Here is a 26,714-nt window from a genome sequence, read left to right as displayed (position 1 = left end):
CTTGTCCGTCAGGCAAACAGGTCTACAAGGCCCCGGCCTTGTTGCAGGGGCGTTGCGACACCTGCGCCTGGCGCATTGTCATTGGCCGGGAGTATAGCGTTTTCAAGCGTCGCTTGGGTTCTGTTTGGCGTGGTGAAAGGGCTGTTCTGGTTTTGCTGTGCCAGATTCGCCCCGACATTGGTGTCGCCCAGGCTGATGCCGGCGGAGGCGAGCATTTCCTTCAGTTGGGGCATGGAACTTTCGATCGCCTGGCGCACCTCGGCATGAGGCGATGCGAATACGGCGCTGGCCTGGTCGCCGTTCAGGCTCAGGGTGATCTGCAGCGGTCCGAGTTGCGGCGGGTTGATGTTGATCTGGGCGCTTTGCACATCGTGGCTGGCCATCCAGACCACCTTTTCGCTGAATTGCTGCGACCATGCCGAGCTGTGCAGGTGGGCGGGGACACTGCCCGTGGCTGTGTTCGTGGTCGCGGTCGCGGTCGAATGAACGCTCGGCGCGACGCCCCGTTGCTGAAGGGAGGTGGCGATCGCCTCGCTGAATGCCGGGGCCTGGCTGGTGCCGGGCTCGCTGCCAGCGGCAATATTTGCCGTGTCGAGCGCCGGTTTGCTTGCCGGCGCCGGGTCGCTGGCGTGGGGCGCCGTCGCGGCCTGCGGGCCCGGAGTGCCCAGGGTGGCGCGTTGCGCGGGCAAGGCCTTGTCCGGAACGGGAAGATCACGGGGTTTCGATTCGGCCGGGATGTTGCCCGGCAGCCATTGGCCGGTCGCCGCTGCGGCGAGCGTCTCGTCGTTGGCTTCCTTCTTCGGGGGCTCGCTGCGGGTGACGGGTTGGCCCTGGGCGTTGCCGAGCATGGCGATGAGCGCCGCCGGATCGAGCACGGATACGCCGGTGTCGGCGGCGGTGTCGCCGGTGGCCGGGTCCTGCTTGGCGGTGTCGTCGGCAAGGGTTTTCGGGACGATGGCCGCATCGCCGCCCAGCGACATCAGCGCGGGCAGCGCCTGGCCCGCCAGCAGGGCGGCAAAATCGCCGGGCAGGGCGTCGCCGGCGGCAATTGAGCCGGCGGCTGGCGTTGCGCTGATGACGGTCGCTAGCTGTGAAATAACACTCAGGCCCATGGCCAAATCCTCGAAAAGATCGTTCAGCCAGCTGTCAGCAATATGCGTGCCTGTCAGGAATCCGGGTCGGACGGATCCTTGCTGCCGTATTTCCGCGTGGAGAACTCGTCCTGAAGCTTTTGCTCGATCTTGTTTTCGCGATAGCGCTCACGGGCGTCATGCCGCTGGGACAGGGTGTCGATGGCCTTCAGTTGCTTGTTCTGGCTTTGCCAGTGCGCCTGGCCCGCCTTGGTGTTGCGTTCGGAGTCCTGCACGGCAAGCCGCTGCTGCTCGATGGCTTCGTCGATCCTGGCCAGGAAGTCCTGGTAGTTGAGCATGACCAGGCGGGTAATGCCCTGGGCGACGGCTTCCCGCAGGCGCTGGGCATATTCCTCGCGATATTGCTCGAGCATCTGCAGGCGGCTGCGCTGGCTTTGTTCCGCCGCGATCAGCTTGCCGAGGGTCCGGGTCGCCTCGTCGGTGCGGGTTTGCATCAGGTCGAGCAGGGGCTGCAGCGAGAATGTCTGGGGCATGGGTTATCAGAGCAGCGTTCTGAGCGCTTCAAGGCTGGCCGGAAAGTCCGCCTGCTCGGCCAGTTGTTGTTGCAGGAAGCCTTCCATCCTCGGGTAGAGCGCGATGGCCTGGTCGAGAACGGGGTCGGAGCCCGGCGCATAGGCGCCGACCGAGATCAGGTCGCGCGAGCGTTGATAGCGCGCGAAGAGCACCTTGAATTTGCGGATCTGGTCGAGGTGCGGCGCATCGATCAGGTTGACCATGGCGCGGCTGATCGACTGTTCGATGTCGATGGCCGGGTAGTGGCCGGCGTCGGCCAGCGTGCGCGAGAGCACGATGTGACCGTCGAGGATGGCGCGCGCCGAGTCGGCGATCGGGTCCTGCTGGTCGTCGCCTTCGGCGAGCACGGTATAGAAGGCGGTAATCGAGCCGCCGCCTTCCGGGCCGTTGCCGGCGCGCTCGACCAGCTGCGGCAGGCGGGCGAAGACCGATGGCGGGTAGCCGCGCGTCGCCGGCGGCTCGCCGATGGCCAGCGCTATCTCGCGCTGGGCCATGGCGAAGCGGGTCAGCGAGTCCATGATCAGCAGGACCTGCTTGCCCTGGTCGCGGAAGTATTCGGCGATGGTCGTCGCATAGGCGGCGCCCTGCAGGCGCATGAGCGGCCCGGTGTCGGCCGGCGCGGCGACGACGACGGAGCGCCGCATGCCTTCCTCGCCGAGAATCTGTTCGATGAATTCCTTGACCTCGCGACCCCGTTCGCCGATCAGGCCGACGACGATGACCTCGGCTTCGGTGTAGCGCGCCATCATGCCGAGGAGAACCGACTTGCCGACGCCGGAGCCGGCGAAAAGCCCCATCCGCTGGCCGCGTCCGACGGTCAGCAGGGCGTTGATCGCCCGTATGCCGACATCGAGCGGCTGATCGATGGCGGCGCGCATCATCGGGTTGAAGGGGCGGCTCTGCAGCGAGCGCGTGGTCGAAATGGCGAGCGGGCCCTTGTTGTCCAGCGGGCGTCCGACGCCGTCGACGACGCGGCCGAGCAGTTCGTCGCCGACCGGCACCTGCTTGGCGCGATCGATCGCGCGGCGCCGCTTGAACTGGGGGAAGTCGACGCGCGGCCCGGTCTGCGGCACATCGACCGCCTCGACGCGGGCGCCGGGAGCGAGGCCGAAAACGTCGTCGGATGGCATCAGGTAGACTTTCTCGCCGGAAAAGCCGACGACTTCGGCTTCCACCGGCGTTCCGCCGCCCGGGATGATGCGGCAGGTGCTGCCGAGCGGCAGCTTGAGGCCGGATGCCTCCATGACCAGGCCGTTGATGCGCGTCAGGCGGCCGGTCGCCCACAGGGGTTGGGCCTGGCTGGCGGCTGCTTGGCAGTTGGCCAGGAAGCGCCGCCAGCGACCGATGTGGTCGGGCGGCGGCGTGCTCAGGTTTTCGTCAGCCATGGCGTCGGTTCAATGCCGATGGCCTCGAGAACCCGCCGCCAGCGCGTTTCGATCGAGGCATCGATTTCGCTGCTGCCCGCCCGGACCTGGCAGCCGCCTTCGGAAACGGCCACGTCCGGAACGATGTGGGCGCCGGTATGGGGCAGTTGATCCTTGAGCGTCGCGGAGAGCGCCTCGGCATCCAGCGGGTTGAGGTGCAGCGAGATGGTGCCGTGGTGCAGCGGCAATTCGGCCAGGGCTTCGCGTATGGTCGGCAGCAGGCGCTCGCGTTCGACCTTGAGCGCGCTGCGGAGCACTTGCGAGGCGACCTCGAGCGCGAGGTCGAGCAACTGGTCGGATACTTCCTGGTCGAGGTGGGCCAGCGAAACCTGGAGATTGCCGATGATGGCCGAGAACTGTGCGGTCTGCTCCGCCGTGCGCGCGTCGAACTCGGCCTGCCCGGCGGCCAGGCCTTCTTCGTAGCCGGCCTGGTAGCCTTCGGTGCGCGCGGCATCGTTGATGCGCGCCAGGTCGTCGGCGGTCGGGAAGGGAATGTCGACGACCATGCCCGCGTCGAGTTGCCCGGATTCGGCCGCGGGCTGCATCGACGGCGATCCGGCGGTCTCGCTGGCGGGCGGCGCGCTTGGCTCGGCTGGCTTGTCGAAGGAGCCGATCTGCCAGCGCTGATAGCCGGCCAGCTGCTCCTTGGGAATGATGCGCGACATCGGTTAAACCATCTGCTCGCCGCCGGCGCCGCCGAGCACGATCTGGCCTTCGTCGGCGAGGCGACGAACGATCTTGAGGATTTCCTTCTGTTCGGCTTCCACTTCGGAAAGTCGAACCGGACCCTTCGACTCCAGGTCTTCGCGCAGCATTTCGGCGGCGCGTTGCGACATGTTCTTGAAAATCTTCTCGCGCAATTCGGGCGAGGCGCCCTTGAGGGCCAGGATCAGCGAGTCGGACTGGACTTCGCGCAGGATCAGCTGGATCGAGCGATCGTCGATGTCCATCAGGTTCTCGAAGACGAACATCTCGTCGAGAATCTTCTGGGCGAGATCCGGGTCGTATTCGCGGATGGCGTCCACCACCGACGTTTCGTTGGCGGTGCCGATGAAGTTGAGGATTTCGGCAACGGTCCGCACGCCGCCCATCGCCGTCCGCTTGACGCTCGCCGAGCCGGCGAGGATGCGCATCATGGCTTCATTCAGCTCGCGCAGGGCGGCGGGCTGGATGCCTTCGAGGGTGGCGATGCGCAGAACCACGTCGTTGCGCAGGCGCTCGGTGAAGTGATTCAGGATTTCGCTGGCGTGGTCGTGTTCCAGGTGCACCAGGATGGTCGAGATGATCTGCGGGTGTTCGTTCTTGATCAGGTCGGCCACGGTTGCCGCGTCCATCCACTTGAGGCCCTCGATGCCTGAGGTTTCGCCCGTCTGCAGGATGCGCGAAATGAGGTTGGAGGCCTTGTCGTCGCCCAGCGCCTTGGTCAGCACGGAGCGGACGTAGTTGTCGGTGTCGACGTGGACGGCGGCATGCTCTTCGGAGGCCTGGAGGAATTCGTCGAGGATGCCTTCGACCTTGGCGCGCGGCACCGATTTCAGCGATGCCATGGCATGGCCGATCTTCTGGACTTCGCGCGGCCCCAGGTGCTTGAGCACTTCCGCCGCGCGATCCTCGCCGAGCGCGATGAGCAGCGTGGCGCTCTTTTCCAGTCCTTCCTCGGGGCTAGTTGCCATTGACGCCCATCCAGTCCTTGATCATGTTGGCAATGGCCTTCGGGTCCTGGTCGGCGATATCCCGCGCCTTCTGGACCTTGACCGCGTAATGGTCGATGTGCACCTGGGTGGCGCCCTCTTCGCCGCCTTCCTCGGCGCCCGCCTCGGCCCCGCCGAAGATGCCGCCGGCGCCTTCGCCGGCACCGTGCCGCTCGCCTTCATGATGCGGCGGGAACATGGTCTTGAGCAGCGGCTGGATGATCTTCAGGTACAGGAAGCCGATGATGGCCGCGATCAGCAGGTACTTGACGATGTCCTTGGCGAACGAGACGTTCTCCGGGTCCTTCCAGATCGGCAGTTCGCTGTCGCTCTTGTCGACGGCTGTGAAAGGGGCGTTGGCGACCGACAGGGTGTCGCCGCGCTCCTTGCTGTAGCCCATCGCTTCGCGCACCAGTTCGTTGATCTGCTTCATTTCCGCGTCGGGAAGCGCCTTCGTGATCTGCTTGCCGGCCTTGTCGACTTCCTTGCGGTGATTGAGGACGACCGCGGCCGACAGGCGGCGGATGTTGCCCATGCCCTGGCGGGTGTGGCGGATGGTCTTGTCCAGCTCGTAATTGATCGTCGCGTTCTTGCTGGTGCTGATCGGCTGGCCGGCCGCATTGAGCGGGGCCGTGACCCCCGCGGCATCGATCTTGCCCTGGAGCTCGCCCGGCTTTCCGGGTTGCCCCGGCGCATTGCCGGTGGCCGGGCTGGTCAGGGGGGCGGTGGCCGGCACCGGCGGCTGGTTGGTCAGCGCGCCGGGGACGCCGCCGGCGGCCTGGTTGACGTTGGCCGACTCGTTGTTCTGCTGGCTGCGGATGCTGGTGCTTTCCGGCGTGTTGTTCGGGCGGAAGCTCTCGGCCGTCTGTTCCGTCTGCGAAAAATCGACGTCGGCGGCGACCTGCACCTTGAAGTTGTCCTGCCCGAGCAGCGGGGCGAGAATTTCGTCGATACGCTTGATGATGCTGTTCTCGACCTCGCGCACGTACTTGATCTGGGCCGGGTCGAGGCCGGCTTCGGTCAGCTTGCTCTTCAGTTGCGACAGCAGGGCGCCGCTCTGGTCGATGACGGTGACGTTGGCGGCCGGCAATTGCGGCACGCTCGACGACACCAGGTGCGTGATGCCGGCGATCTGTCCGGCATCCAGGTTGCGGCCGGGGTAGAGGTTGAGCATCACCGAGGCGGTCGGCTTCTGTTCTTCGCGGACGAAAACCGAGGGCTTGGGGATCGCCAGGTGGACGCGCGCCGACTGGACCGAGCCGATGGACTGGATGGTGCGCGCCAGCTCGCCTTCGAGGCCGCGCTGGTAATTGACCTGTTCGGCGAACTGGCTGACCCCGAACTTCTGGTTCTCCATCAGTTCGAAGCCCACCATGCCGCCGCGCGGCAGGCCTTGCGAGGCCAGTTTCAGGCGGACTTCATGGACGCGTTCGGCGGGAACGAGCAGGGCGCCGGTGTCGCTGTAGCGGTGCGGGATGTTCTGCTGTTCGAGAACGGCGGCGATCGAGCCGCCATCTTTCTCGTTCAGGTTGGAAAAGAGGACTTTCCAGTTGGGCTGGCGGCTCCACAGGATGGTGCCGACGATGACCGCGACGATGGCGGCAAGAGCGACCATGAGGACGAGCTTCTGCTGGCTGCCGAGCCGGTTGAAGGCGTCGCGCAGGCGTTCGGCCGGATTTGCGGCCGGTGCGTTTCCTGCTGTCGTCTCGGTAGTTGCTGCCATCAATACTCGGTTGAAATGCGGTGAAACAGAAGAAGAATCAATTGAGAAGCCAAATTTTCCTAGAAATATTCTACTATTACCGCGCCTGAATTCACCCTATCTTTTTTCAATGCCAGCCGCCCAGGCAATTCCCGTGACGCCAGAGCCAGACAACAAGACAGCCGAATTGCAGCGCGCCTTCGCCATGTTCAACCAGGTTTCGGCCGAGTTGACCCAGGCATACGAGGCCCTGCAGGCCCGCGTGACCTCGCTGACCGAAGAGCTGGCGGTGGCCAACGGCGAGTTGCGCCGGCAGTTTCAGGAGAAGGAGGCGCTTTCCGAGCGCCTGTCGTCCTTGCTGGATGCCTTGCCGGCCGGTGTCGTGCTGCTCGATGCCAATGCCGTCGCGGTGGCCGTCAATCCGGCCGCGATCACCTTCTTCGGGGCGGATACCGTGGGTCGCCACTGGGGGGATGTGGCGCGCGATCATCTCGAGCCGACCTTGACCGTCGGCGAATGGTTGTGCGGCGGCGGGCGGGTTTCGATCGCCGAGAGCGCCTTGCCGTCGGCCGGCGGCAAGATATTGCTGGTGCACGACGTGACGGCGGCGCATCAGATGAAGACCGAACTGGAGCGCAATCAAAGGCTGGCGGCCATGGGCGAGATGGCGGCGTCGCTGGCGCACCAGTTGCGGACGCCGCTGGCGGCGGCCCTGCTCTATACGTCGAATCTTGGCCAGCCCGGCGTGGCCGACGAGGCGCGGGCGCGTTTTTCGGAGAAGGCCGGCGGCCAGTTGCGGCGGCTGGAACGGCTGATCCAGGATGTCCTGCTCTTCGCGCGCGGCGAAAGCATCGGGCGCGACGTGATCGAGGCCGGCGACCTGCTGGCCGAAGCGGCGCAGACCGTCGAGCCGCTGATGCGCGAGCATGGACTGGAATTTGCTGTGGATGATGCATGCCAGGGGGCGACCATCGTCGGCAGCCGCAAGGCGCTGTTCGGTGCGCTGGTGAATTTGCTGGAGAACGCCATGCAAGCCATGCCGGGGGGCGGCAAAATTTGCCTGTCCGGCAATCGGCGCGGCGATTTGCTGGCGATTGGCGTGCGCGACAGCGGCCCGGGCATTTCCCGGGAAACCCAGTCGCGCATCTTCGAGCCCTTCTTCACCACCAAGGGGCAGGGCACGGGCCTTGGCCTGGCCATTGCGCTCGGCGTGGCGCGGGCCCATGGCGGGACGATCGACCTGGTCTCCGAGCCGGGCGAAGGCGCCGAATTCGTGCTGACCCTGCCGGTCGCGCCCGTAGAGAGAGAAAGAGAAGAGAATGTCTGATCATCGCTTGCCCATCCTCGTTGTCGAGGATGATCCCAGTCTGCGCGAGGCCATCGGCGATACGCTCGAATTGTCCGGGCGCGCCTACGTCGCGGTGGATGGCGGCGAAGCCGCGCTCAAGGTGTTGGCGGAGCAGGCCTTTTCCATCGTGGTCAGCGATGTGCGCATGATGCCGATGGACGGCATCACCCTGCTCAAGGAGGTTCGTGCCCGCCTGCCGCACCTGCCGGTGGTTCTGATGACGGCCTATGCCGAGGTCGACAAGGCGGTCGATGCGATGCGTTCCGGGGCGTGCGATTTCCTGCTCAAGCCGTTTGAGCCGCAGGCCTTGCTCGCCCACATCGACAAGTACGAATTGCCGGCCGCGGAGGGTGGAGCGGGAGTTGTCGCCAACGATCCGGCCAGCCGCGAGCTGTTCGCCATCGCCCAGCGTGTCGCCCAGACCGATGCGACAGTGCTCCTCACCGGTGAATCGGGCGTCGGCAAGGAAGTGGTTGCTCGCTACATCCATCGTCATTCGGCGCGCCGGGATGGTCCTTTCGTCGCCATCAACTGCGCGGCGATCCCGGACAGCCTGCTCGAGGCGACCTTGTTCGGTTACGAAAAAGGCGCGTTTACCGGCGCCCAGCAGGCGCAGGCCGGCAAGTTCGAGCAGGCACAGGACGGGACCTTGCTGCTCGACGAGGTGACCGAGATGCCAATGGGGCTGCAGGCCAAGTTGCTGCGGGTGTTGCAGGAGCGCGAAGTCGAGCGGGTCGGCGGCAAGAAGCCGGTGGCCCTGAACATCCGCATTGTCGCGACTTCCAATCGCGACATGGCGGAAGCAGTTGCCAGGGGCGTCTTCCGCGAAGACCTTTATTACCGGCTGAACGTGTTCCCCATCGCCATTCCCGCGCTGCGGCAGCGTCCGGAGGATATCGTCGCCATCGCCCGCCATTTCGTGACCGAGCATGGCGGGCGCTTCGGGCGGACCGGCATGTCGCTGTCGTCCGGCGCCGAGGCGGCGCTGGCCGCGCACGCCTGGCCCGGCAATATCCGCGAGCTCGAGAACGTCATTCAGCGCGCCTTGATCATGGCATCGGGCAGTGCCATCGGACCGGAAGCCCTGAATCTGGTGGTCCGGCCGGTGGACGGGGTGGCGCAAGCCAGCCCGCTTGCCGCGGCGCCCGGCACGTCGCCTGGCGTGCCGGAAGCGGCAAAAAAGGTCGATAATATGAAGGACCTGGAACGCGACCATATCCTGCGGACGCTCACCGAAGTGGGCGGTTCGCGCAAGAAGGCCATCGAGCGCCTGGGGATATCGGAGCGTACCTTGCGCTACAAACTGCAGCAGTATCGCGATGAAGGGTATTTCGAGGGTTGATTGGCCTGGGAATTGCTTGTTAATGGCCGACTAGGTTGGAGCACATCATGGATACGAACGGAATCGAACAAATGTTGAGTGCGCTGCGCACCACGGCGGCACAGGCGTCCGGCAAGGCCGCAGCGCCCGCGGCACCGGCTGCCGGCGGTTCCGATTTCGCCCAGATTTTGCAGAGCTCCATCGACAAGGTGAACGAAACCCAGCAGCAGGCCAACCAGATGGCGGAAAAACTTGCCGCCGGCGATACCAGCCAGAACCTTCATGAGGTCATGATCGCCTTGCAGACGGCCAGCGTGTCGTTCCAGGAAATGGTGCAGGTGCGCAACAAGCTGGTTTCCGCCTACCAGGATGTGATGAACATCCAGGTCTAATCGACCAGGCCGGAATTCCTGGCGGTGCGTTCGCGTTCGATGCGGGTGATATAGCGCTCGATCATGCCCTGCCGCATGGCGGGAACGCCGACGAAGGAGCAGCCGATGCGGAGGGTGTGCGGCCCTCTGGCTGACGATATCTCCACGACCTTGCGCACTTGCAGGTTGATCTGCAGGACGCACTCGTCCGGGATGTCCAGGCGGCAATCCTTGAATATGCTTCCGGGTTCGAGATCTTCCAGCAGGCCGATCGGCGCTTCCAGGCTGATGCCGCCGCCGCTGATGTCGAGGGCGGGCAGGTCGTGGCGGTGGATTCCGGTGTTCGTGCCGTCGATGGCGATGCCGCAGCGGATCGGCGTCCCGCCCGGCGGTTCGAGGCGGAAGTGCTCGCGGCGCTGCAGGCGCAGCAGCATGCTCGGGATCGCGCCCTTGAGCGCCGGGCGATTGTCGCGGGTGGTCGCCTGCAGTGCGTTGAGGCGAAACTGCACCTTGATTCGTTCGATGCGGACGATGAAGGTGATTTGCTGCGCCTGAACGGCAGCGCTGGATTGCTCCGGCGATTGGGGGGCGTCGAAAAAGAGTTCGCCGCTTTCCGTCTCCACCGCCAGCAGGGTGGTCAGGAAGCTCTGTCGCCCGTCGTCGAGGTAGGCGCTGATCAGGTCGCCTTGCCTGGCCAACTGGCCAAGGTAGTAGTGAATTTCCGGCGCCTGATTCAGGGCGTATTGGGCGTACTCGTCGAACCGGTCAATTTCGAATTCGTGCGGCGTCTGTTCGTCGAGGCTTGAAGGCATGCCGTTTGGTAACTATCGGGCGAAATGCGAATATGGTATAGCATTGCGCCGCTTCGCGCATTTCTCGTTGCCCTTGCTTCGCTCAGGCGCCGCGTGGCGGTGCGCCTTCCCCGTGTTCGATGCGGTACAGCCAGGCCAGGAGTTCGGCAACCGCCATGTAGAGTTGCGGCGGAATATGCTCGTCCAGGTCGACCTGGGTCAGCAGTGCGACCAGTTCGGGCGATTCATGGACATAAACGCCATGTTCCCTGGCGCGCGCAATGATCTTTTCGGCGATCAGCCCTTTCCCTTTGGCCACCACCCGGGGGGCTGCATCGGTCTGGCTGTAGGCGAGGGCGATTGCCTCGCGCACCGGGTCATTCGCTGCCGCGGTCATGGCTGATGGCGATCTGGGCAAGCTCGAGGCCGGCCGATGAGAGTTGCTGTTGCAGCCGCTCGATGTTGCCGCGCAGCCGATCCTCGGCGCCGTCCGAGTCCGCATTCACCGACAGGGCTATCTTTCCGCCCGGTTGCAGGCGCAGCATGACATCCAGCGAACCCAGCGACGGCAGGCTCAGCTTGAGCCGGCTTTGCCATTCCCTTTCCGTGCCCAACTCTCCCGATCCCTGGCGCTCGGGGTTGTCGGCAATTTCCCATTGCATTTGCTGGCCTGGCCATATCTGGCCTTGCCAGACGAAATTGTTCGTTGCCAAGCCATCCAGTTGCTGCCGAACCAGCGAGGCGACGCCTTCCGGGATGGGGCTGCCGGCCGCTTTGAGCTCCGGCGCGTTGGTGGCGGGCAGGCTTGCGCCGATCGGGCTGGTGGCGCTGGGCGCCGGCGCGCCTTGCGCTTCGCCATCGGGTCCGACGGTGGCGGTGGTGGCGGCGGGGGCTGGTGCATGCGGCAATTGCGCCACGGCGGGGAGTTTTCCCTGCGGTTCCTGCTTCAGGGTCTCGGTCGGTAATTGACCGGCCACCCAGCGCGCCTGGTGCGCTTCGTAGAACATGCCGCTCTGGGTCAGCGCCTGCTTGAGTACCGGCGCCAGTTCGGCGCCGGATTCCGGCATCTCGGTGACCAGGGGCTGGCTGCCGTTGAGTGGCGCGGGGGCTGCCCGCTGGCCTTCGTTTTCCTTGTTGCCGATGAGCTGGCCGATCAGTCGCCCGGCCGGGCTCAGCGTGGTCGGCACCGATTCGTTGGGCGATGCTGCCGCAACATCGCTGTCCGTGCGGTTGGCGACGAAGGCCAGCGTTAGCTTGCCGTTGCTTTCGGCGACTTCCAGTTCGAGGGTGTCGCCGGGTTTGGCGGAGAAAGGGAGCGCCAGCGTGACGTTGCGCTGGGCGACGACGGCGCGATAGGTGCCGTTCGGCAGCAGTGCCTGTATTTCGGCCATGATGCGCTGGCCAGGCGCCAGGTCGGTCAAGGCGTCGGTCAGGCGCTGGATGGAGGCGACCGGCTGGTTCTGCGGCTGTTCCGCCGCAATGCGTGCCTGATCCGGAAGTTGCAGTCGCAGCGCGCTGGCGACGTCTGGCGGGATCATGCCTGGATCGAGTCGGGGAGCGCTTTCAGGCTATTGACCAGTGGCGCTATCTGCTCGCGGCGCGTGGCGCACACCGCTTCCGCCTTGTTGATCAAGGCGACGATTTCCGCGAGCCTGGTTCGATCCGCAGGCGAGGTGGTGCTGGCGGCGGCCGGTGATTGATACAGGCGCTCGAGTTGAGCCAGTTGCAGGCATACCTCGGGTTGCATGAGGACGACGGCTTCCCAGTCTCCCGCATCGGCTTGCCCTATCAACTGGGTCAATAGCGAAACGAGGGCGGTCAGGTCGGGTCTCGAGGCAACTCCCGGTGCGAGCATGTGGACGAAACCCCCGCGTTCAGCCCGGTTGCGACGGTTGTCTGAGCTTGATGCCCAGTTCGCGCCATGCCCCGGCAATTTCTCCGAGCAGCTTCTGGACCTCGGATACCGCGATCGGGTCCATGTGGATATTGGCGTGAATCAGGCGGGAAACCATGTAGTCGTACAGGGCCTTGAGGTTGCCTGCCAGTTCGCCACCCGACTCCGTGTTCAGGCTGGCGGCAAGGCCGTCGTTGATGATTTCGATGGCTTTGACCAAGGCGTCGGACTTGCCGTTGATGTCCTTGGTGGCAAGGCAGGCCTGTGCCCTGGTCAAGGCTGCCTCTGCGCCATCGAACAGGAGCACGATGAGCCGATGCGGATCGGCACCCAATACGTCGGACTCGAGGTCCATGCGGCGGTAGGAGGCAATCGGGTCAGAAAACATGGCGAGGGCAGGCGAAGGGAGGCAACAGGATGGCTATCTTACGTTATCGGCGAAGCCCGATTGTCATCAGGAGCTGGATTTGTTGAAAATTTGCGTAAGCTGGCTGCTGGTCGACTTGAACTGGGCGACCAGTTTATCCATGGCGGTGAATTGGGCGCGGAAGCGTTTTTCAATGGCCACCATGCGCACTTCGAGCGAGGCCTGGTTGTCCTTGTATATCTTGACGGCGTCGTTAAGGCTGGAGACCCGTTTGGTCAGGACGCCTTCGCTGCTGAGTATGCCGCCGGCGGAGTCGCTGAATGCCTTTCCGTATGCCTGCAGCGTGGTGAGCGTGTCCGAGGGCGACTTGCTGAGCGCTTGCCGGAGCTTGGTCTCATCCAGCGTCAGCTGACCGGTCTGGGTAATGGAAACGCCCAGTTCGCTCAAGGTTTTGTAGGTCGCGCTGGCGAGTTCGGCCGGGACGGTGGTCAGGGTGCCGGATAGGCCGGAAGATATCGTGCGGGCCGCGAAGTCGCCATTCAGCGGTTGCGCCGTCTTGGTCGCGCTGTTGTAGGCGCTGTTGCTCTTGATCGTGCTGGCAATGCCGTTGTACGCGTCGACCAGGGCTTTGACCGCCGAGACAACCTTGTCGTTGTCGGTTTCCACCTTGAGCGAGGTGGCAACGCCCGGGGTGCTCACTTTGCTGGCGGTAATGCTGAGGCCGGCAATATTCGTGAATACGTTGGTGGCGGACGAGACCTCGACCCCGTCGATCTTGATGAGGCCGTTCTGTGCCGACGCGCGGGCCAGGCCCGGCGTGGTCGTGTCGAAATTGGCGCCATCCAGGTTGGCCTGCCCGCCCGAGGCGGTGAGCCCGGAGGTGAGGGAGAAGCCGTTTGTCGCGCCGGAGTTGTCGCTGGTCAGGATCATGCGCTGTCCGCCGCTCGAGGTATTGACGACGGTTGCCGTGACGCCGATCTTGGCTGCGTTGATCTTGTCGCGCACCTCATCCAGCGTATAGCTGGTTTTCCCGACCTCGTTCAGGTCGATCGATGCGGCCGGCGTTCCGGCCACGGTGAAGCTGAGGCTGCCGGGGGTGAAGGTGGTGCCGGCGGTGTATTCCTGGGTGAAGCTTTTTTGGGCGGAGGCCAGTTGGGTGACTTCGATGCCGTACGTTCCCGCGGTGGCGCCAAAGGCGCTGGTGGCGGTCACAATGGAGGTGTCGCCGCTGGTGGCCTTGGTTGCTGCGAGGCGGCTGGGAAATTGCAGGGTATCGGCGGCTGTCTGCAGAGCCGAGAGCTTGGTGCTCAGCGTGCCGAACAGCGAAATCTTGGTTTGCGCCGAGGTGATCTTTGTCGTCAGGGCATCGATGGGCGCACGCTCCGCGCTCATCAGCTTGGTGACCATAGACTCCAGGTCGAGCCCGGAACCGACGCCGAGGGAAGATACGCTTGCCATGATCGATACTCCTAATTGCAGACCCTGAAATAAAGCAAAAATCAGGCCTTTTCGCGAACGAACAAGCCTTGCAGTTTATCCAGGGCCATTGCCAGGCTGATTGCCTCTTCGGAAGGAATTTGCCTGATGATGTCCTTGGTGCTCCGGTCCACGATCTTCACAACCGATACGCCGGAATTGCTGTCGATCGCGAAATTAATATCCGCGTCTGCGGTGGATACGAACTGCTTCAAACGTTCAACCGCCTGCTCGACCGAGAGGGACCCGCCCTGGCGGCTCTGGTTTGCGGATTGATCGCTTCCGCTATCCGCCCGGTTTGCCTGGGGGGCAGCCTGGGTCGGTCGGGCTTGCTGCGTATTGACTGGCAGCCTGGTGGCAGCCGCTCCCATGTTTCCACTATCCTGAATTGCACCGATGCTCATGATATGTACTCCCGGTGTGAATGGCAGAATGGGTGCAGGGCGTTTCCGCCGCTGCACCCATTACCGGATTGGGGAGATCCGTGATTAACGCAGCAGCGCCAGGACGTTTTGCGGAACGGCGTTGGCTTGCGAAACCATCGCCATGCCGGCCTGTTGCAGAACCTGGTGACGGGACAGGCGGGCGGTTTCTTCCGCGAAGTCGGCGTCCATGATGCGGCTCTTGGCAGCCATCTGGTTTTCGTAGGCGGAGCGGTCGGCTTCGATCTGGAACTGGGCGGCGTTGATGTTGGCACCGGCCGTGGCGCGGGCGGAAGCGATCGAGGTCAGGGCAGCGGTCGTGCCGATGGTGGCCGAAGTGAAGGTCAGGCTGACCTGGGTCGTGCCGTTGAAGGTGGCGTTGGTAACGACGGTGCTGGCAGCGGTAGCGAGCGCAGCGATTTCCTTGTCGATGTAGCCCTTTTCGGTGGTGCCCAGCAGCGAGTTGGTTTTCTGGGCAGTCAGTTCCTGAGCGCGCAGGGCGATGTCGCCCAGCGATTGAAGCGCGCCGTCAGCAATCTGGTTGGCCGAAATCTGATCGGAGTTGTTGCGGATGCGGGAGCTGATCGTACGCGAGTAGGCATCCATGTTCAGGCCGATGGCCAGACCGGCGGCGTCGTCCTTGGCGGAGTTGACGCGCAGACCGGAGGACAGGCGCTCAAGGGCGGAAGCCAGACCGACGTCGTTCTTGGCGACGTTGCGTTGCGCATTGAGCGAATAGGCATTGGTGTTGATGACAGCCATTTTGATTCTCCTAAGTATGTTGGTACTGGGAGCGACCTACTTGCATTACCGCGTTCTGTTGTCCCGGTTGTACGGCGATTAATTCGCTGACAAGTTCCTTAACGACCTTTCCTTGAAGAACTTTAGTACTTTTTATTAAAAAATTTTGTTTTTGGTGTTTCAGCCTGGCAGGTGCGCCGTAAGCCATTGAGACAAATGGTTTTCCAGCAGGTAATGCTGGCGTACCCAGCGTTTCAGCGCCAAGCCCTCGGCTTCGCGCGCAGGAGCATCGTGAATGCGCTCGCGTAGCGCCTCGATCCAGGCGACCGGGTCATTCGGCACGCAGCAGGCCGGGCTGTCGCGATAGGGCGTCAAGTTGCTGCACACTACCGGAATGCCCAGTGCGCCGTATTCCAGCAGGCGCAAATTGCTCTTGCCATGATTGAACGGATGATCCTGCAATGGCGCGACAGCGATGTCCAGGTTGAGCGATGCCAGTCGCGCCGGATAGTCGTGGAAGGCGGCGAGAGGGTGGAATTCGGCAACCAGGGGGAGAATTTCATCCGGGCACATGCCGAAGAACACCCAGTCGGCCTCGCCCCGGGTTTGTTCGATGACTTCCTTGAGCAGAAGCAGGTCGCCGTGGTGGGTCGTGCCGCCGGCCCAGCCGATGCGGGGGCGGGGCGAGACGCGTTTCCGGCTGGTCAGTGGCAGCCAGATTTCCTGTTCCAGGCGGTTCGGAACAACGCGAATGTCGCTGATGAAGCTGCGGTAGTAATCGGCCAGGAAATCGGTCGACACGACCAGGCGATCGCAACGGTCCAGGGCGTACTTGAGACAGGCGCGGCTGTTGGGGGCCATGAACTGGCGCATGAAGTTGTCGGCGGGCAGGTTGGTCAGCAGATCGTCCATTGCAAAGACCGTGAATGGACGGTTCTTGATGCGTGACCAATCGTTCAGGCTCTTGAGCTGACGTTCCTGAACGTAGTGCTGGACAACCAGGCTGTCCGGCGCCAGGCGGGCGAGTTCGGAGATGCTCGGCTCGCGGGATGCTTCCTGCTCCCAGACGCATTCGGCAGCCAGGCCTTGTTTGCGCAATGCCCGCAGGGGAGCGGTAACCCGGAAGATGCCCTGGCCGTTGGGGAGTGTCCTCGCCAGGAAGCGGGGTTTGTCCGTGGGCAGATACTGCCACTGCGGGTGGGTGTCCGTTTCGAGGATAGGCTTGCCCTTGGCCAGGGAGAGGTTGGGGTTCAGGTAGCCTGTGTTTGCGCAGCCTCCTCCCCATTTTTCGACCAGCAGCCTTTCGGCGTTGCTGGCGCGAATGGCTTGCTCTGCCCGCGAACTCATGCCCAGTTGTTCGGGGATGGGGGTTGCGCCACCATAAACCAGGGTTGCCAGGGGCTGGAATACGATACGCCAGCGATTGCCCGCCAGTTTCAGCGACAGGTCGATTTCGGCAAAGTGATCGCCGAAGGCGGCGCCATCCATGCCGCCGCATGCTTCATATGCCGTTTTCCGGATCAGGAAGCATCCCGTCGGCAGCACCTCTACGTCCCGGGCGCCGCTGAGCGTATCCAGATAACCGTGTTCGCCAAGCCTGGTTTGCTCGTCGGCGGGGGTACCGGCCAAGCCGACCAGTCCACGATATAAGCCGGCGTGGGATATGTTGCCGCTGCCGGGCAGGACCATACGGGGCGAAACGGCGCCGATGCCGCTTTCCATCGAGGTTTTGGTCAATTCCTCCAGCCAGGCCGGCTGAATGATGACGGCTTCTTCGCGCATCAGCACGACATGTTCATGGCGAGCCTCCCGCATGGCGAGATTGCAGCGTTCGGCGTAAGTCTGCGCTTCGCTGGAGCGGATTGTCCGAATCGGAAAGCTGCCGGCCTCCTGGGTGGCGAGCCAGTCGCCGAGGCCGGGGTCGGCGTTAAGCGTATCGAGAACGACCAGGATCTCGACGCTTGGATAGCTGGTTTGGCTGAGTATGCTGTCGAAGCAGCGGGACAACAGATCGACCTGGCCGCAGGAGAGGATCGCGATGCTGACGGCGGGCATCTCGGCGGGGAGCGGCTGGATGTTCCAGCTGCACTCGGTGCTCGGCACGATTTCGATCGGGCAGCCTTTGGCGTCGTGATGGGCGATCAGGGTTTCCAGGCAGGCTTGCGCATCGCTTGGGAAGGCGTTCGGGTAGGTCAGCAATACATCTGGCACGTGCCGGATGGCTTGCCAGCCGGCTTGATCGGCAATGCCCAGCAACTGCGCGAACCACGGGCTGCCCGACTGCACAGGGGCACCGCCGATGGCTTGCCAGGTGTCCCGGCGGATGCAGAGCGGACCGGCCAGGTCGGCGGATTTCAAGGCGCTGGGATTGGTGCCCGGCTTGAAGCGCGGCGCACAACGTTCGCCGAATTGGTCGCGGCAGTCGTCATCGACGAAGTACGCCACGGCATCCGGATTTCGGGAAATCTCGCGGGCGAGACGCCAGAACAGAAGCGGATCCGGCTGGGCCCCGGGGGGGAGTTCAAGGGTCCAGTCGCCCGGTTGGGCCGAGACAATCGCGTTGATTGCCTGGGCGGCATCGACGGCTGGATCGATCGTGTGCCATCCAATACAGGCAACTGCATCCATCCCTGCCGGGGCGGGCAGGGTTGTGACCAGGTCGACGCGCCAATGGGGATAATATTGACCGTTCAGCGCGTCCAGCGTGTCGGCCAGGGCCGGGGTCGAATCGGCCGGCAGGCGCATCACGATCTGGAATCGGGGGGCGTTGTCCGCCAGCGTCGACAGCTCCTGGCCTATCTGGCGCAAGTCCTCGGGCAGGATTTGTCGCGCGGCCCGCCACTGGACGTAGGAAAGATCGAATTCGGAGACCGCTTGCGACGATTCCAGCGCATTGAGGTTGACCGAAAGACGGTAGCGTACGTCGCCCAAGTCGGTTCTCAGGCCTGCAGCTTCGGCGACGTTCGTGTCGATGAGGCGCTGGCGATACAGCGAGAGCAGATGCCGCCGCTGTTTTTCAGGCGACATGTTCTTAAAGGTGACGCCACCCGCGCGGTAGCGCAGGAGGGGCTCCGGAAGATAGTGATAATGGCCGTGCATGGCGGCGCGCCAGCCCAGGATCAGATCTTCGTATACCCAGCGTTCCTCGAAGCCTCCGTAGTCGGCCCACAGCGCACGGGTAAATGCGGCGGTGGCGCCAATGTGAAGGCTCGCCGACAGTGCCGTTTCCATGAGGTCGAGGCGACCGGTGATGACCGGTGGTTTGAGGACGTCACCGGGATTGTCGGCGTCATCGATCATCCGGACATCGCTGTGGATCAGGTAATAGCGCGGACGATCCTGGCTGCGGAAGTGTTCGGCGAGGCGGCGGACACGCTGCGGTTCCGAAATGTCGTCACCGGCAAAATAGACGATGAATTCGTTGCGGGCCTGTTCGAAAAGCACGTTGAAGTGTCCGACGATGCCCAGGTTCTTCGGATTTTGGCGGATGAGCAGATTGTTGCAGCGCTGGCGCAGCTGTGGCTCCATCGCCAGAATCATCTCGATCGTTCCGTCCGTCGAGCAGTCGTCGCTGACGATGATTTCGTCAATCGGATAGTCCTGGGTCAGCAGGCTTTGCAGGGTGCGCTGAACGATGTCATGTTGCTGGTAGCACATGACCACGGCGCTTACCGCGACATGTCCGGTTGGCGTCAAGGGGTCGGGCGACTGCACATCCGATGCGACAATCTGTTTGGGCGGTGCAGTTCGGCCGCCTGGCGTGGAATGCTGGGTGCCCCAGCGGTCGATGTCGAGCTTGCGGTAGGAGCTGAGTTGGGAGATCGAGATGTCGGGGGGGAGCAGGCGGGTTTTTACGCCGCAAACGGATTCGATGAATTCCTGCTCAAGCCGGGCCCACTGCCTGAAGCTTGACGGAGCGTACTGCATTCCCAGTCCGGCCAGAATCTTTTGGGTCAGTCCGCCCAGGGTCGTCTGTTCTGCTTCGTCCGGCGTCATGCCGAGCATCAGGGAATTGGCTATGCTGCGCAGAAGAACCCATCCGGTTGGGACTTGTCCGGGCACCTCCCATTCCATGTCGATTTCTTGTGGGCCGTTGCTGGTTTCGATGACGTTGAAAGGCGTCAGGTCGAGCAGTGTGCCGGCGGTTAGCCACGACTCCAGAAGCGCCGGGTTGCTCCCCGGGGTTTGCTCGCTTCGATCAAGCAGGTAGCGGGCATGCGGCAAGAAGGCGGCAGCCAGTTCGGCCTCGTTGTAGGGGCGGAACTTGGCCTTGAGGAGGTGCCAGGCTTGCAGCCGCCCCCGATGATAAAGCGCGTTGCCCAGGTGGTGCGTGATCTTGCCGGGGGGGACCGATTGCCTCAGGTGCGGAGGGGCGGCGCGGTTTTTTCTGACTTCGATCCGTTCGCCGGATACGTGAAAGGTCGTTTCCGTCTTGTAGCGCGTCAAACGGTTGAGGCTGAAGCACCAGGCAATGGCTTCGTCGGGGGGCGCAGCAACCGGATCGGTCTGACGGGCGATGAGCAGGAAGGAATTGGCGAAATCCGAGAGGACGCCGTTGTCCTCCAGTTCGCGGGCAACCAGTTGCTCGGAAAAGAGACGGAAGGGACGTCCGGTATAGTCTCTGGAATCCATGCGCAACAAGATGTCGGCGACCTTGAATTCCGGCGTCATGAAGGCGGATTCGGAGATGATCGCCTGAGGAATCTTGTAGTCCGGGTAGGGGTAGAAGAAATCCACCCCGGAAAAGCCGATATCGAGCAAACGTTTTTTCAGCTGCCGCTTGCCGAAAGTGACCGGTCCTCCGCGTTGATACAGGCCCTGGGGGCCAAAAAACGGGAGGTTGACGTGGTCCTCGCCGCAACCGTTGAAGTACTTCAACCCCAACTGGTTCTCGATGGCGATGACCAGTCGGCCGCCCGGCTTCAGGTAGGAAAGCGCCTGCTTGAGGTAGGCGCTGACCGGGTCGTCTCCGGGGGCGAACATCGGTGAATACTCGAGAACGCCGATCAATGTGACCCAGTCGAATTTTTCGTCGGACTGGAATTGCACCAGGTCGTCGAAAACCACTTTGACATCGGGAAGGTCGCGCACGCGTTCGGCAGCAATTTCGGCACGCTTGGCACCCCCTTCCACGGCCGTCACATTCAGGCCGAGCTCCCCCAGGTGGCGGGTAATGGCACCGCAGCCGCAACCGAGTTCCAGCACGCTCTGGCCTGCCTCGAACGGGATCGGCCGCATCAGGCAGTGCCGGCTGGCCGTCAGGTGGTATTCGCTTGCCCAGTCACTGATATGCGACGCCAACTCAATGGAGAATACGGATTTGTCCTTGACCGAGCGCATGACCTGCAACAAGCGGGCCTCGATTTCGGAGCCGTCTGAATAGGCGATCCCGGAAAAGTCGGGGCGGGTCCACAGATTCCTCTGGGTGTCGTAGGTATGCTTCATGGCGGATTCGGATGAGGGCTGGTAGGTTGTTGGCTGTCAGGCTGCTAGTGGGCTGCCGACGGGGCGTTCAGCATATGCAGGAAGACCTGGATGGCCTTGAAGAGCTGCGGCGAGGTGGCGGTTTGCTGCATGTAGGCGCCGAGTGCCGCGAGTGCCTTCTCACGGTCTTGTCGGCCGCACTGGAGGTCGATGAGGTTGGCCAGCGGTGCTCGTGGATCGGGGGCGCGGTCGGCAGCGACTTCCAGGAAAAGCGCGGCATCGTCGATCTTGCCTTCATCGTAGGCCAGCAAGCCAAGATAGTTGAACACTTCCCAGCATGCGGTCCCGGCATTGGCCATGGCGAAGAGTTGCTGCAGTCCTTCGCTTGCTTTTCCCTGCTGGATCAGGGCTTCCGCCAGTCGAAACTGCTGGCGATCCAGGTCGACGCGCGGTGCGCAAGGCGGATAGGGAAGCGGATGGCCGCCAAGGGCGGCCTCGATAGTGTCGACAATGGCTTTTGCACTTTGCCCGAGGTTGCTGAATTGCTGGTGTTTCACCTGGGCGGTGGCTGCGCGGTAGGCGGCGGGCGCAGCCAGAATTTCCTGGACGGTTTGCCGCAAATCGGCTTTCTGCGTCTTGATGACGTAATCGTAGGGCACTTCGGCAAAGCGCGAAGGAATGCGGTCGGGAATCAGCCAGTCGACAACCGCGACACCCGGCACGTCGAGCAACAGGGCCTCCGTGAGGACGCTGGATTCGTCCGAGACGAGAACGTCGGCCAGGCCAAGGCAATACATGATGCTCACATCGGGGTCGATGATGTGGACATTGGGTGCGCAACCCCGATGAAGGGCGTTCATGGCCCGTATGCTTTCGAGGACCATCGGATAGTCATTGGACCACGGGGCCTGCTTGAGCAACAGGTTGACGGGCAACTCGCTCAAGGCTTTGACGAAATCGTCCTGCTTGCCGTCGTTTTCCCAGGACGGGGCATACAGCACGGAGTGTTCGTGCTGCAAGCCCAGCTTCTGGCGTAGTTCGGCGGCCGCCTCGGCAAAGCGAGTGCGGCTGCGAAAGACCAGATCGGCTTTCGGCCAGCCGAGATTGAAGAGGCCAAGTCTTGGGCGTGCAACCGGAAAGTCGGCCTGCGATTGCCAGCGATCTACCCAGGTTTCACCGGGCACCAGGCCGATATCGAAGTCGTTCCACGGCTCGGTCTGCCAGAAGCGTGGCCAGATGTCATGCCGTTGCGCGAGGTCGTGCAGGGTGATGACGGAAAAATTGGCATTGGGCCGGCAGGCGTGTTGGCAATAGACGCCTATGTCGGCTCGTTCCCCCATGTCTTCCGTGAAGCGAACGGCGTAGCCGCGTCGTGCCGCCTCGTCGGCGATCGGCTCCACCGTCTGTCGTTCGCAGCCATCGGTATGGAAAAACGTGAATTGTCTGGGTGACGAGGCGAGAGAAGCGGGCATGGGGGTCAGATGCGTTCCGTGGGGGTGATCAGGGGGGTGACGCGTCGGTAGAGGGCGGCGAAGCGAAACTGGTTCTGGGTGTAGTTGGGGATGAAGCCATCGATTGTTTCGCAGCGCCATTCATCCGGATTCACCTGGCAGGCAAACCAGTCGCGGTCGAAGTAGGTGTGCTCCAGCCCCGCATACTTGCGCTCGTACTCGGCCTCCGGCAGGGCCGCGCGACGGACGGCTTCGCATTCCGCCTGCGTCTCGCGGTTGGGAATGTCCAGGACGGCGACTGTCATCGCGGCTTTGCTCAGCATCCGCTGCAGGATGTTTCCGGCTTTGCCAAGGGGAAAGTACTGAAACACGCTGTTGGCGATGACGTGGTGCGCAGGCGGCGCCGGCTCAAGCGCTTCGGCGTCGCCAACCTGAAAGGAGCCCTGCGGGAGGGCTTGACGGGCGTTTCCGATGAGCCCTTCGGCATAGTCGATGCCGCCAACGACGATCGATCGCGTTTCGGACAGCGCGGCGAGAAAGGCGCCTGCCCCGCAGCCGATTTCGAAGACGGATTGGCCTTCGCGGATGTTCAGGCGGTTCGCCAGGTCTTGGGCATAGCTGCGCCAATCCTGTGGGTCGATGCAGGCGGCGCCCGAATCGAATCCGTCCAGTCTCAGCAGCTCTTCGAGCGATAACCCGCTTGCATCCGAGGTGCCGCGCCTTGCCCAGATGGATTGCCAGTTTTCATGACTCATCGCGGGTTCTCGCCGATTTGTGCCAGGGCATGGACGACCCGCTGGCGCAGCTCGCTGCTGCTGATGCCTTCGGTGCGCGGCAGGATGACGAGCTTGTCGTCTGGAATGGGGTTGGCGTTGTCGTGTCCATGAACCAGCAGGTCGATCCGATGGCGTTCGAGCAGCTCGTTCTCGATCAGCCAGTTGCATGGGACGACCTCGTCGACATAGCGGATTGCTTCGAGGATTTCCTTGCGTTCGGCATAGCTGAGCTCGGGGTCGTAGCCCTTTTTCTTGCGGATCTCGTCGTCGGTGGTCAGCGCGACGACCACGGTGCCCAGTTGCTTGGCTGCCTTGAGCAGGCGAATGTGACCGTGGTGCAGCAGCGTGGCGGACATGTCGACCATGATCCGCCTTTGATGCGAGGGGGCTTGTCCTGCGGTCATGGTGTTGGATCGAGCTCCAGAAGATTCAGAATGTCTCCGCGCGCGGCCGCGCCAAGGTGGGCTTCGCCGAGGTGGCATACCACGCTGCCGCCCTGGTTGCCTCGCGGAGCATATAGGATGGCTCTGGGGTCCGTCGAGGTGATCGTGGCGCTGATCTGGGTGCACAGCGCCGGTTGCTGGTCTTCCTGGCGCGTCAGGTAGGGGCGCATCCGGGCCATGAAGGCGGCCTTGTTCTGCATGACGGCCGACCGGAAATCGGCATGCCTCGGCAATACGTCGGCCAGCGAGGCAATGGCATGGTAGGGGCCGGTCATCCGCCGCTCGAGGTGGTTGTCGAGATTGAGATAGAACGAATCCGGCGCATAGCCCGGGTGCTCGTTGAAGGCGATGAAGGCGGCACCGGTAAGGCCGAACAGGCCCTTGCACGACGAGTAGGCGATGACGTCCGCGTGCTCGTGCCCCGTCTCCAGGCCGATCGAGGCCGTGGCATCGAGCAGCATCCGGGCGCCGGCACGCTGCTTGGCGGCAAGGAGCTGGGCCATCGGCAGGCGCAGCCCGACGCTGGTTTCGGTGTAACAAGCGACCAGCCAGTCGAAGCCTTCGTTGAGTTCCGGCAGTTGGCTCCATGCAATGCTGCCGATGTGCGTGATGCGTCCGGTTTGGCGTTGCGCCGCCTCGGCCATGGCTTGCAGACGGTCGGAGTAGTAGCCGGAGGAGACGATCAGGACGCGCCCGGCGAGGAAGTTGAGCGTGGCCAGTTCGAGCGCCAGGCTGGCCGAGCCCTGCAGGCGGGCAATTTCACGATGCCCGGACAGCGCCTTCAACGCATCCAGCACCGTCGTTTCCAGCGAGGCGTAATCGGCGTCTCCCCGACCGAAACAGGGGCGGAGCCCGGTCAGGTTTTCCGTGAGCAGGCTAGCCGGGCCGGCGGTGAACAGGCATTTTTCGGCATTGCGTCGGGCGACCAGACCGGCAATCGACTCGTCGGACTTATTCATCCATCGTTCCTGCCAGAAAATTCATGAAGTGCCGCTTGTTGTCGGAGGGCGGTATGTCGGGGCGCCCGAGGTTGGCGCGGGCGCCGGTGCGGCAGCGCACCTCGACGAAGGCGCTGCCCGCGGAAGCCAGGGCGCGCCGCAGTGCATCGCCCAATTCGGCACGGCTGCCAACCGACTCGACGTGCGTGTAGCCCAGCGCCAGGGCGATGGCGGCGAGGTCGAGTTCGCGGGCCAGTGTCGGTTGCCCGCCCACCGAGTCGTGAGCGCCGTTGTTGATGACCAGGTGGAGCAGGTTGCCTTGCCGTGCGGCAAGGGCCAGGCCGCCCAGGTGCATCAGGATGGCGCCGTCGCCATCCAGGCAGACGACCCGGCGATCGGGTCGGGCCTGGGCAATGCCGACGGCGATCTGCGAGGCATGCCCCATGCCGCCGACGGTCAGGAAGTCGCGCTGGTGGCCGCTGTCGAGCGCGCGCCGGTATTCGAAGAGCTCCCGGGATGCCATGCCGGTCGTGGCAACGATGGCCGCATCGGGGGGGAGTATGTCGACCACCGTCTGAATGGTCTCTTCGCGGCTGGGCTGCTCGGCAGCTTCATTCCGGGCGGGCAGGGCGCAGGGGGCGAAAGTCTGTTTGCGGACGACCATGGCAACAGGGCCGTTACGTTGCACCGATTGGTCGCGCATTGCCGCGATGCAGCCCTGGATGTCCGTCGTTTGGGCATCAACGATGCGATAGGGAATGCCCAGCGTTTCGAGTTGCGTCAGCGTGATCCGGCCTTGCTTGACGTGTTGGGGTTCGTCGTTGATCTGCTTGCCGTCCGGAAGCATTTCTCCGCGCCAGCCCACCATCAGCAGCATCGGAATGCCATAGATGAGCGGGTCGGCAAGGGAGGCGACCGGGTTGACGATATTGCCCAGCCCGGAGTTCTGCATATAGACCATGGCCGGATTCCCCGTCGCCAGGTAATGCCCGATGGCGAGGCCGACAGCCGAGCCTTCGTTGGTGGCGATCCGGTGCGCTTCCGCCGGCAGGCTTGCCGTGAGGTGGGCACAGATGTCCTTGAGCAGGGAGTCGGGGACGCCGGTGATGAATTGGATGCCGGCATCGCGCAGTGCGGCGGCGAAGTCCTTCGGGTCTATCATCAGCGGGTTCCCGGGATCAGTTCGAGGATGGCGTTGATGTCCATCAGGTCACGGTCGGTTTCGGCCGATCTGCCGTTTTCCAGAATTTGTCGGGCGACCTTTTCCATGGCCGGATAGGCGGCTCGCAGCAGGTGGTTGGCGTAGATGACGATGTTGAATCCATGCTCCGCCAGCTGTTCTTCGGTGGTGCTGTTATAGCTGGTGGGTACGGATACCAGCGGCACGCTGGGGAAATCCTGGCGGAAACGGCGGGCGAATTCGAAAACCTCGTCCGGGGTCTTGCGCCGGCTGTGGATCATGATGCCGTCGGCGCCGGCCTCGACATAGGCCTGGGCGCGCGCAATGGCGTCATCCATGCCGCGCTCCAGGATCAGGCTTTCAATGCGGGCGATGACCATGAAATCTTCGCTGACGCGGGCGGCTCGTCCGGCGCGGATCTTTTCGCAGAAGTGGGGGATGTCGTCCTGGCTTTGTACGACATCGTTTCCGAACAGGGAATTTTTCTTCAGCCCGGTCTTGTCTTCGATGATCGTCGCCGAGATGCCCAGTCGTTCCATGCTGCGGACGTGCAGTTCGAAGTGCTCCGGTTTGCCGCCCGTGTCGGCGTCCATGATCAGCGGCTTGGTGGTGACGTCGAAGATGTCGTTGATGTTGGAGAGTCGGCTGGTGATGTCGACCGCTTCGATATCCGGCTTCCCCCGGACTGTCGAGTCGGTCAGGGAACTCGACCAGAAGCCGTCGAACTGGCGGATCGCGCCGTCACGCTGGATGCTCACATGTTCCGCGAGCAGGGCGGAAATGGGGTTGTGCGCTTCGATGAAGCGGGAAATCGGTTTCGCGCCCAGCAGGCGTTTGAGCGTCTGGCGACGTATTTCCGGTGAGGTGCCGAGCGCCTGCATCTGGGCAATGATGGCTTTCGACGAGACGCCCGGGGTGTATGGGATTTCGATCAGGCGCCCGCCGTATTCCGCCAGTGCGGCCAATGCGCGCTCGCGATAGGGGGCCAGCGGGCCTTCGTGCCAATCGTCGCCATGCATCATCAAATCGGGTTTGTACTTGCGCAGGTTGGGGGCGTAATCCCATTCGTTCTGCGGAACAACCTGTGCTACGCCATTGATATTCTGCAGAATCTGTTTGCGATGCTCGTAGCTCAGGTAAGGGAGTCGCTTGTGATTGGCGATGGCCGCGTCGGTCAGCAGGCCGACGATGAGTTCGCCGTGTTTGCTGGCTTCCGTGATGATGTTGATATGTCCGTGGTGCAGAACATCGACGGTCATTCCTACGTAGATTGTGGGCATCAGGGTTGGC

Annotated in this window: 24 protein-coding genes; 3 read left to right on the top strand and 21 right to left on the bottom strand. The window is 63.4% G+C overall.

Annotation, left to right across the window (positions count from 1 at the left end; genetic code table 11):
- Positions 1-8: 8 nt before the first annotated feature.
- From Q0P59_RS10785 to fliF, 6 genes are read right to left on the bottom strand one after another with little or no spacing between them, the layout of a single operon-like run.
- Positions 9-1,112 (bottom strand): flagellar hook-length control protein FliK, encoded by a 1,104-nt coding sequence (locus Q0P59_RS10785; protein WP_295006473.1) that lies wholly within the window; start codon positions 1,110-1,112, stop codon positions 9-11.
- Between the two features lie 53 nt (positions 1,113-1,165).
- Positions 1,166-1,624 carry a flagellar export protein FliJ gene (gene fliJ / locus Q0P59_RS10780; RefSeq protein WP_295006472.1) on the bottom strand — a complete coding sequence of 153 codons (459 nt, stop codon included), beginning with the start codon at positions 1,622-1,624 and terminating at the stop codon, positions 1,166-1,168.
- Positions 1,625-1,630: 6 nt separating this feature from the next.
- A complete protein-coding gene (gene fliI, locus Q0P59_RS10775; protein WP_295006471.1) occupies positions 1,631-3,049 on the bottom strand; it encodes a flagellar protein export ATPase FliI in 1,419 nt (472 codons plus the stop codon).
- Positions 3,031-3,753: a flagellar assembly protein FliH gene (locus Q0P59_RS10770; protein WP_295006470.1), complete on the bottom strand. Its 723-nt coding sequence runs from the start codon at positions 3,751-3,753 to the stop codon at positions 3,031-3,033. The genes fliI and Q0P59_RS10770 overlap by 19 nt, the downstream gene beginning before the upstream one ends.
- 3 nt (positions 3,754-3,756) lie before the next feature.
- Positions 3,757-4,761: a flagellar motor switch protein FliG gene (fliG, locus tag Q0P59_RS10765; protein WP_295006469.1), complete on the bottom strand. Its 1,005-nt coding sequence runs from the start codon at positions 4,759-4,761 to the stop codon at positions 3,757-3,759.
- Complete coding sequence (gene fliF, locus Q0P59_RS10760) at positions 4,751-6,502, bottom strand: flagellar basal-body MS-ring/collar protein FliF (RefSeq protein WP_295006468.1); 1,752 nt, start codon at positions 6,500-6,502, stop codon at positions 4,751-4,753. Before fliF ends, fliG begins: the two co-directional genes overlap by 11 nt.
- A gap of 133 nt (positions 6,503-6,635) precedes the next feature.
- Between fliF and Q0P59_RS10755 the strand changes: the two genes are divergently transcribed.
- Genes Q0P59_RS10755 through fliE form a run of 3 tightly spaced genes read left to right on the top strand, consistent with a single transcriptional unit; the run spans position 6,636 to position 9,542 of the window.
- On the top strand, positions 6,636-7,808 hold the full coding sequence (locus Q0P59_RS10755) for an ATP-binding protein (RefSeq protein WP_366090627.1): 1,173 nt from the start codon (positions 6,636-6,638) through the stop codon (positions 7,806-7,808).
- Positions 7,801-9,171, top strand: coding sequence for a sigma-54 dependent transcriptional regulator (locus tag Q0P59_RS10750; protein ID WP_295006466.1), 1,371 nt, complete (start codon positions 7,801-7,803; stop codon positions 9,169-9,171). Before Q0P59_RS10755 ends, Q0P59_RS10750 begins: the two co-directional genes overlap by 8 nt.
- Before the next feature lie 47 nt (positions 9,172-9,218).
- Positions 9,219-9,542, top strand: a complete 324-nt coding sequence (gene fliE, locus Q0P59_RS10745) for a flagellar hook-basal body complex protein FliE (protein WP_295006465.1) — start codon at positions 9,219-9,221, stop codon at positions 9,540-9,542.
- Here fliE and Q0P59_RS10740 read toward each other — a convergent pair.
- From Q0P59_RS10740 to aepX, 15 genes are all read right to left on the bottom strand, one after another.
- Complete coding sequence (locus Q0P59_RS10740; protein WP_295006464.1) at positions 9,539-10,333, bottom strand: flagellar brake protein; 795 nt, start codon at positions 10,331-10,333, stop codon at positions 9,539-9,541. The genes fliE and Q0P59_RS10740 overlap by 4 nt on opposite strands.
- An 82-nt stretch (positions 10,334-10,415) precedes the next feature.
- On the bottom strand, positions 10,416-10,709 hold the full coding sequence (locus Q0P59_RS10735; RefSeq protein WP_295006463.1) for an EscU/YscU/HrcU family type III secretion system export apparatus switch protein: 294 nt from the start codon (positions 10,707-10,709) through the stop codon (positions 10,416-10,418).
- Positions 10,690-11,850: a flagellar hook-length control protein FliK gene (locus tag Q0P59_RS10730; protein ID WP_295006462.1), complete on the bottom strand. Its 1,161-nt coding sequence runs from the start codon at positions 11,848-11,850 to the stop codon at positions 10,690-10,692. The genes Q0P59_RS10735 and Q0P59_RS10730 overlap by 20 nt, the downstream gene beginning before the upstream one ends.
- Positions 11,847-12,113: a hypothetical protein gene (locus tag Q0P59_RS10725; RefSeq protein WP_295006461.1), complete on the bottom strand. Its 267-nt coding sequence runs from the start codon at positions 12,111-12,113 to the stop codon at positions 11,847-11,849. The genes Q0P59_RS10730 and Q0P59_RS10725 overlap by 4 nt, the downstream gene beginning before the upstream one ends.
- Before the next feature lie 73 nt (positions 12,114-12,186).
- Positions 12,187-12,594, bottom strand: coding sequence for a flagellar export chaperone FliS (gene fliS / locus Q0P59_RS10720; RefSeq protein ID WP_295006460.1), 408 nt, complete (start codon positions 12,592-12,594; stop codon positions 12,187-12,189).
- Positions 12,595-12,660: 66 nt separating this feature from the next.
- Complete coding sequence (gene fliD / locus Q0P59_RS10715) at positions 12,661-14,031, bottom strand: flagellar filament capping protein FliD (RefSeq protein ID WP_295006459.1); 1,371 nt, start codon at positions 14,029-14,031, stop codon at positions 12,661-12,663.
- A 41-nt stretch (positions 14,032-14,072) separates the two neighbouring features.
- Positions 14,073-14,453: a flagellar protein FlaG gene (locus Q0P59_RS10710; protein ID WP_295006458.1), complete on the bottom strand. Its 381-nt coding sequence runs from the start codon at positions 14,451-14,453 to the stop codon at positions 14,073-14,075.
- Positions 14,454-14,537: 84 nt separating this feature from the next.
- Positions 14,538-15,233, bottom strand: coding sequence for a flagellin (locus Q0P59_RS10705; RefSeq protein WP_295006457.1), 696 nt, complete (start codon positions 15,231-15,233; stop codon positions 14,538-14,540).
- Positions 15,234-15,392: 159 nt separating this feature from the next.
- Positions 15,393-20,657: a glycosyltransferase gene (locus tag Q0P59_RS10700; protein ID WP_295006456.1), complete on the bottom strand. Its 5,265-nt coding sequence runs from the start codon at positions 20,655-20,657 to the stop codon at positions 15,393-15,395.
- Between the two features lie 44 nt (positions 20,658-20,701).
- Positions 20,702-22,036: a CDP-glycerol glycerophosphotransferase family protein gene (locus tag Q0P59_RS10695; RefSeq protein ID WP_295006455.1), complete on the bottom strand. Its 1,335-nt coding sequence runs from the start codon at positions 22,034-22,036 to the stop codon at positions 20,702-20,704.
- 77 nt (positions 22,037-22,113) lie between these two features.
- Entirely contained in the window at positions 22,114-22,842 is a 729-nt protein-coding gene (locus Q0P59_RS10690; protein WP_295006454.1) for a methyltransferase domain-containing protein, read from the bottom strand.
- A complete protein-coding gene (locus Q0P59_RS10685; RefSeq protein ID WP_295006453.1) occupies positions 22,839-23,267 on the bottom strand; it encodes an adenylyltransferase/cytidyltransferase family protein in 429 nt (142 codons plus the stop codon). The genes Q0P59_RS10690 and Q0P59_RS10685 overlap by 4 nt, the downstream gene beginning before the upstream one ends.
- A complete protein-coding gene (locus Q0P59_RS10680) occupies positions 23,264-24,265 on the bottom strand; it encodes a hypothetical protein (protein WP_295006452.1) in 1,002 nt (333 codons plus the stop codon). The genes Q0P59_RS10685 and Q0P59_RS10680 overlap by 4 nt, the downstream gene beginning before the upstream one ends.
- Complete coding sequence (aepY, locus tag Q0P59_RS10675; RefSeq protein WP_295006451.1) at positions 24,258-25,406, bottom strand: phosphonopyruvate decarboxylase; 1,149 nt, start codon at positions 25,404-25,406, stop codon at positions 24,258-24,260. Before aepY ends, Q0P59_RS10680 begins: the two co-directional genes overlap by 8 nt.
- On the bottom strand, positions 25,406-26,704 hold the full coding sequence (aepX, locus tag Q0P59_RS10670) for a phosphoenolpyruvate mutase (RefSeq protein ID WP_295006450.1): 1,299 nt from the start codon (positions 26,702-26,704) through the stop codon (positions 25,406-25,408). The genes aepY and aepX overlap by 1 nt, the downstream gene beginning before the upstream one ends.
- Between the last annotated feature and the right edge of the window lie 10 nt (positions 26,705-26,714).

This window comes from uncultured Dechloromonas sp., from assembly GCF_945957265.1.
Taxonomy (GTDB): domain Bacteria; phylum Pseudomonadota; class Gammaproteobacteria; order Burkholderiales; family Rhodocyclaceae; genus Azonexus.
This window is presented reverse-complemented; position numbering and strand designations above follow the sequence as displayed.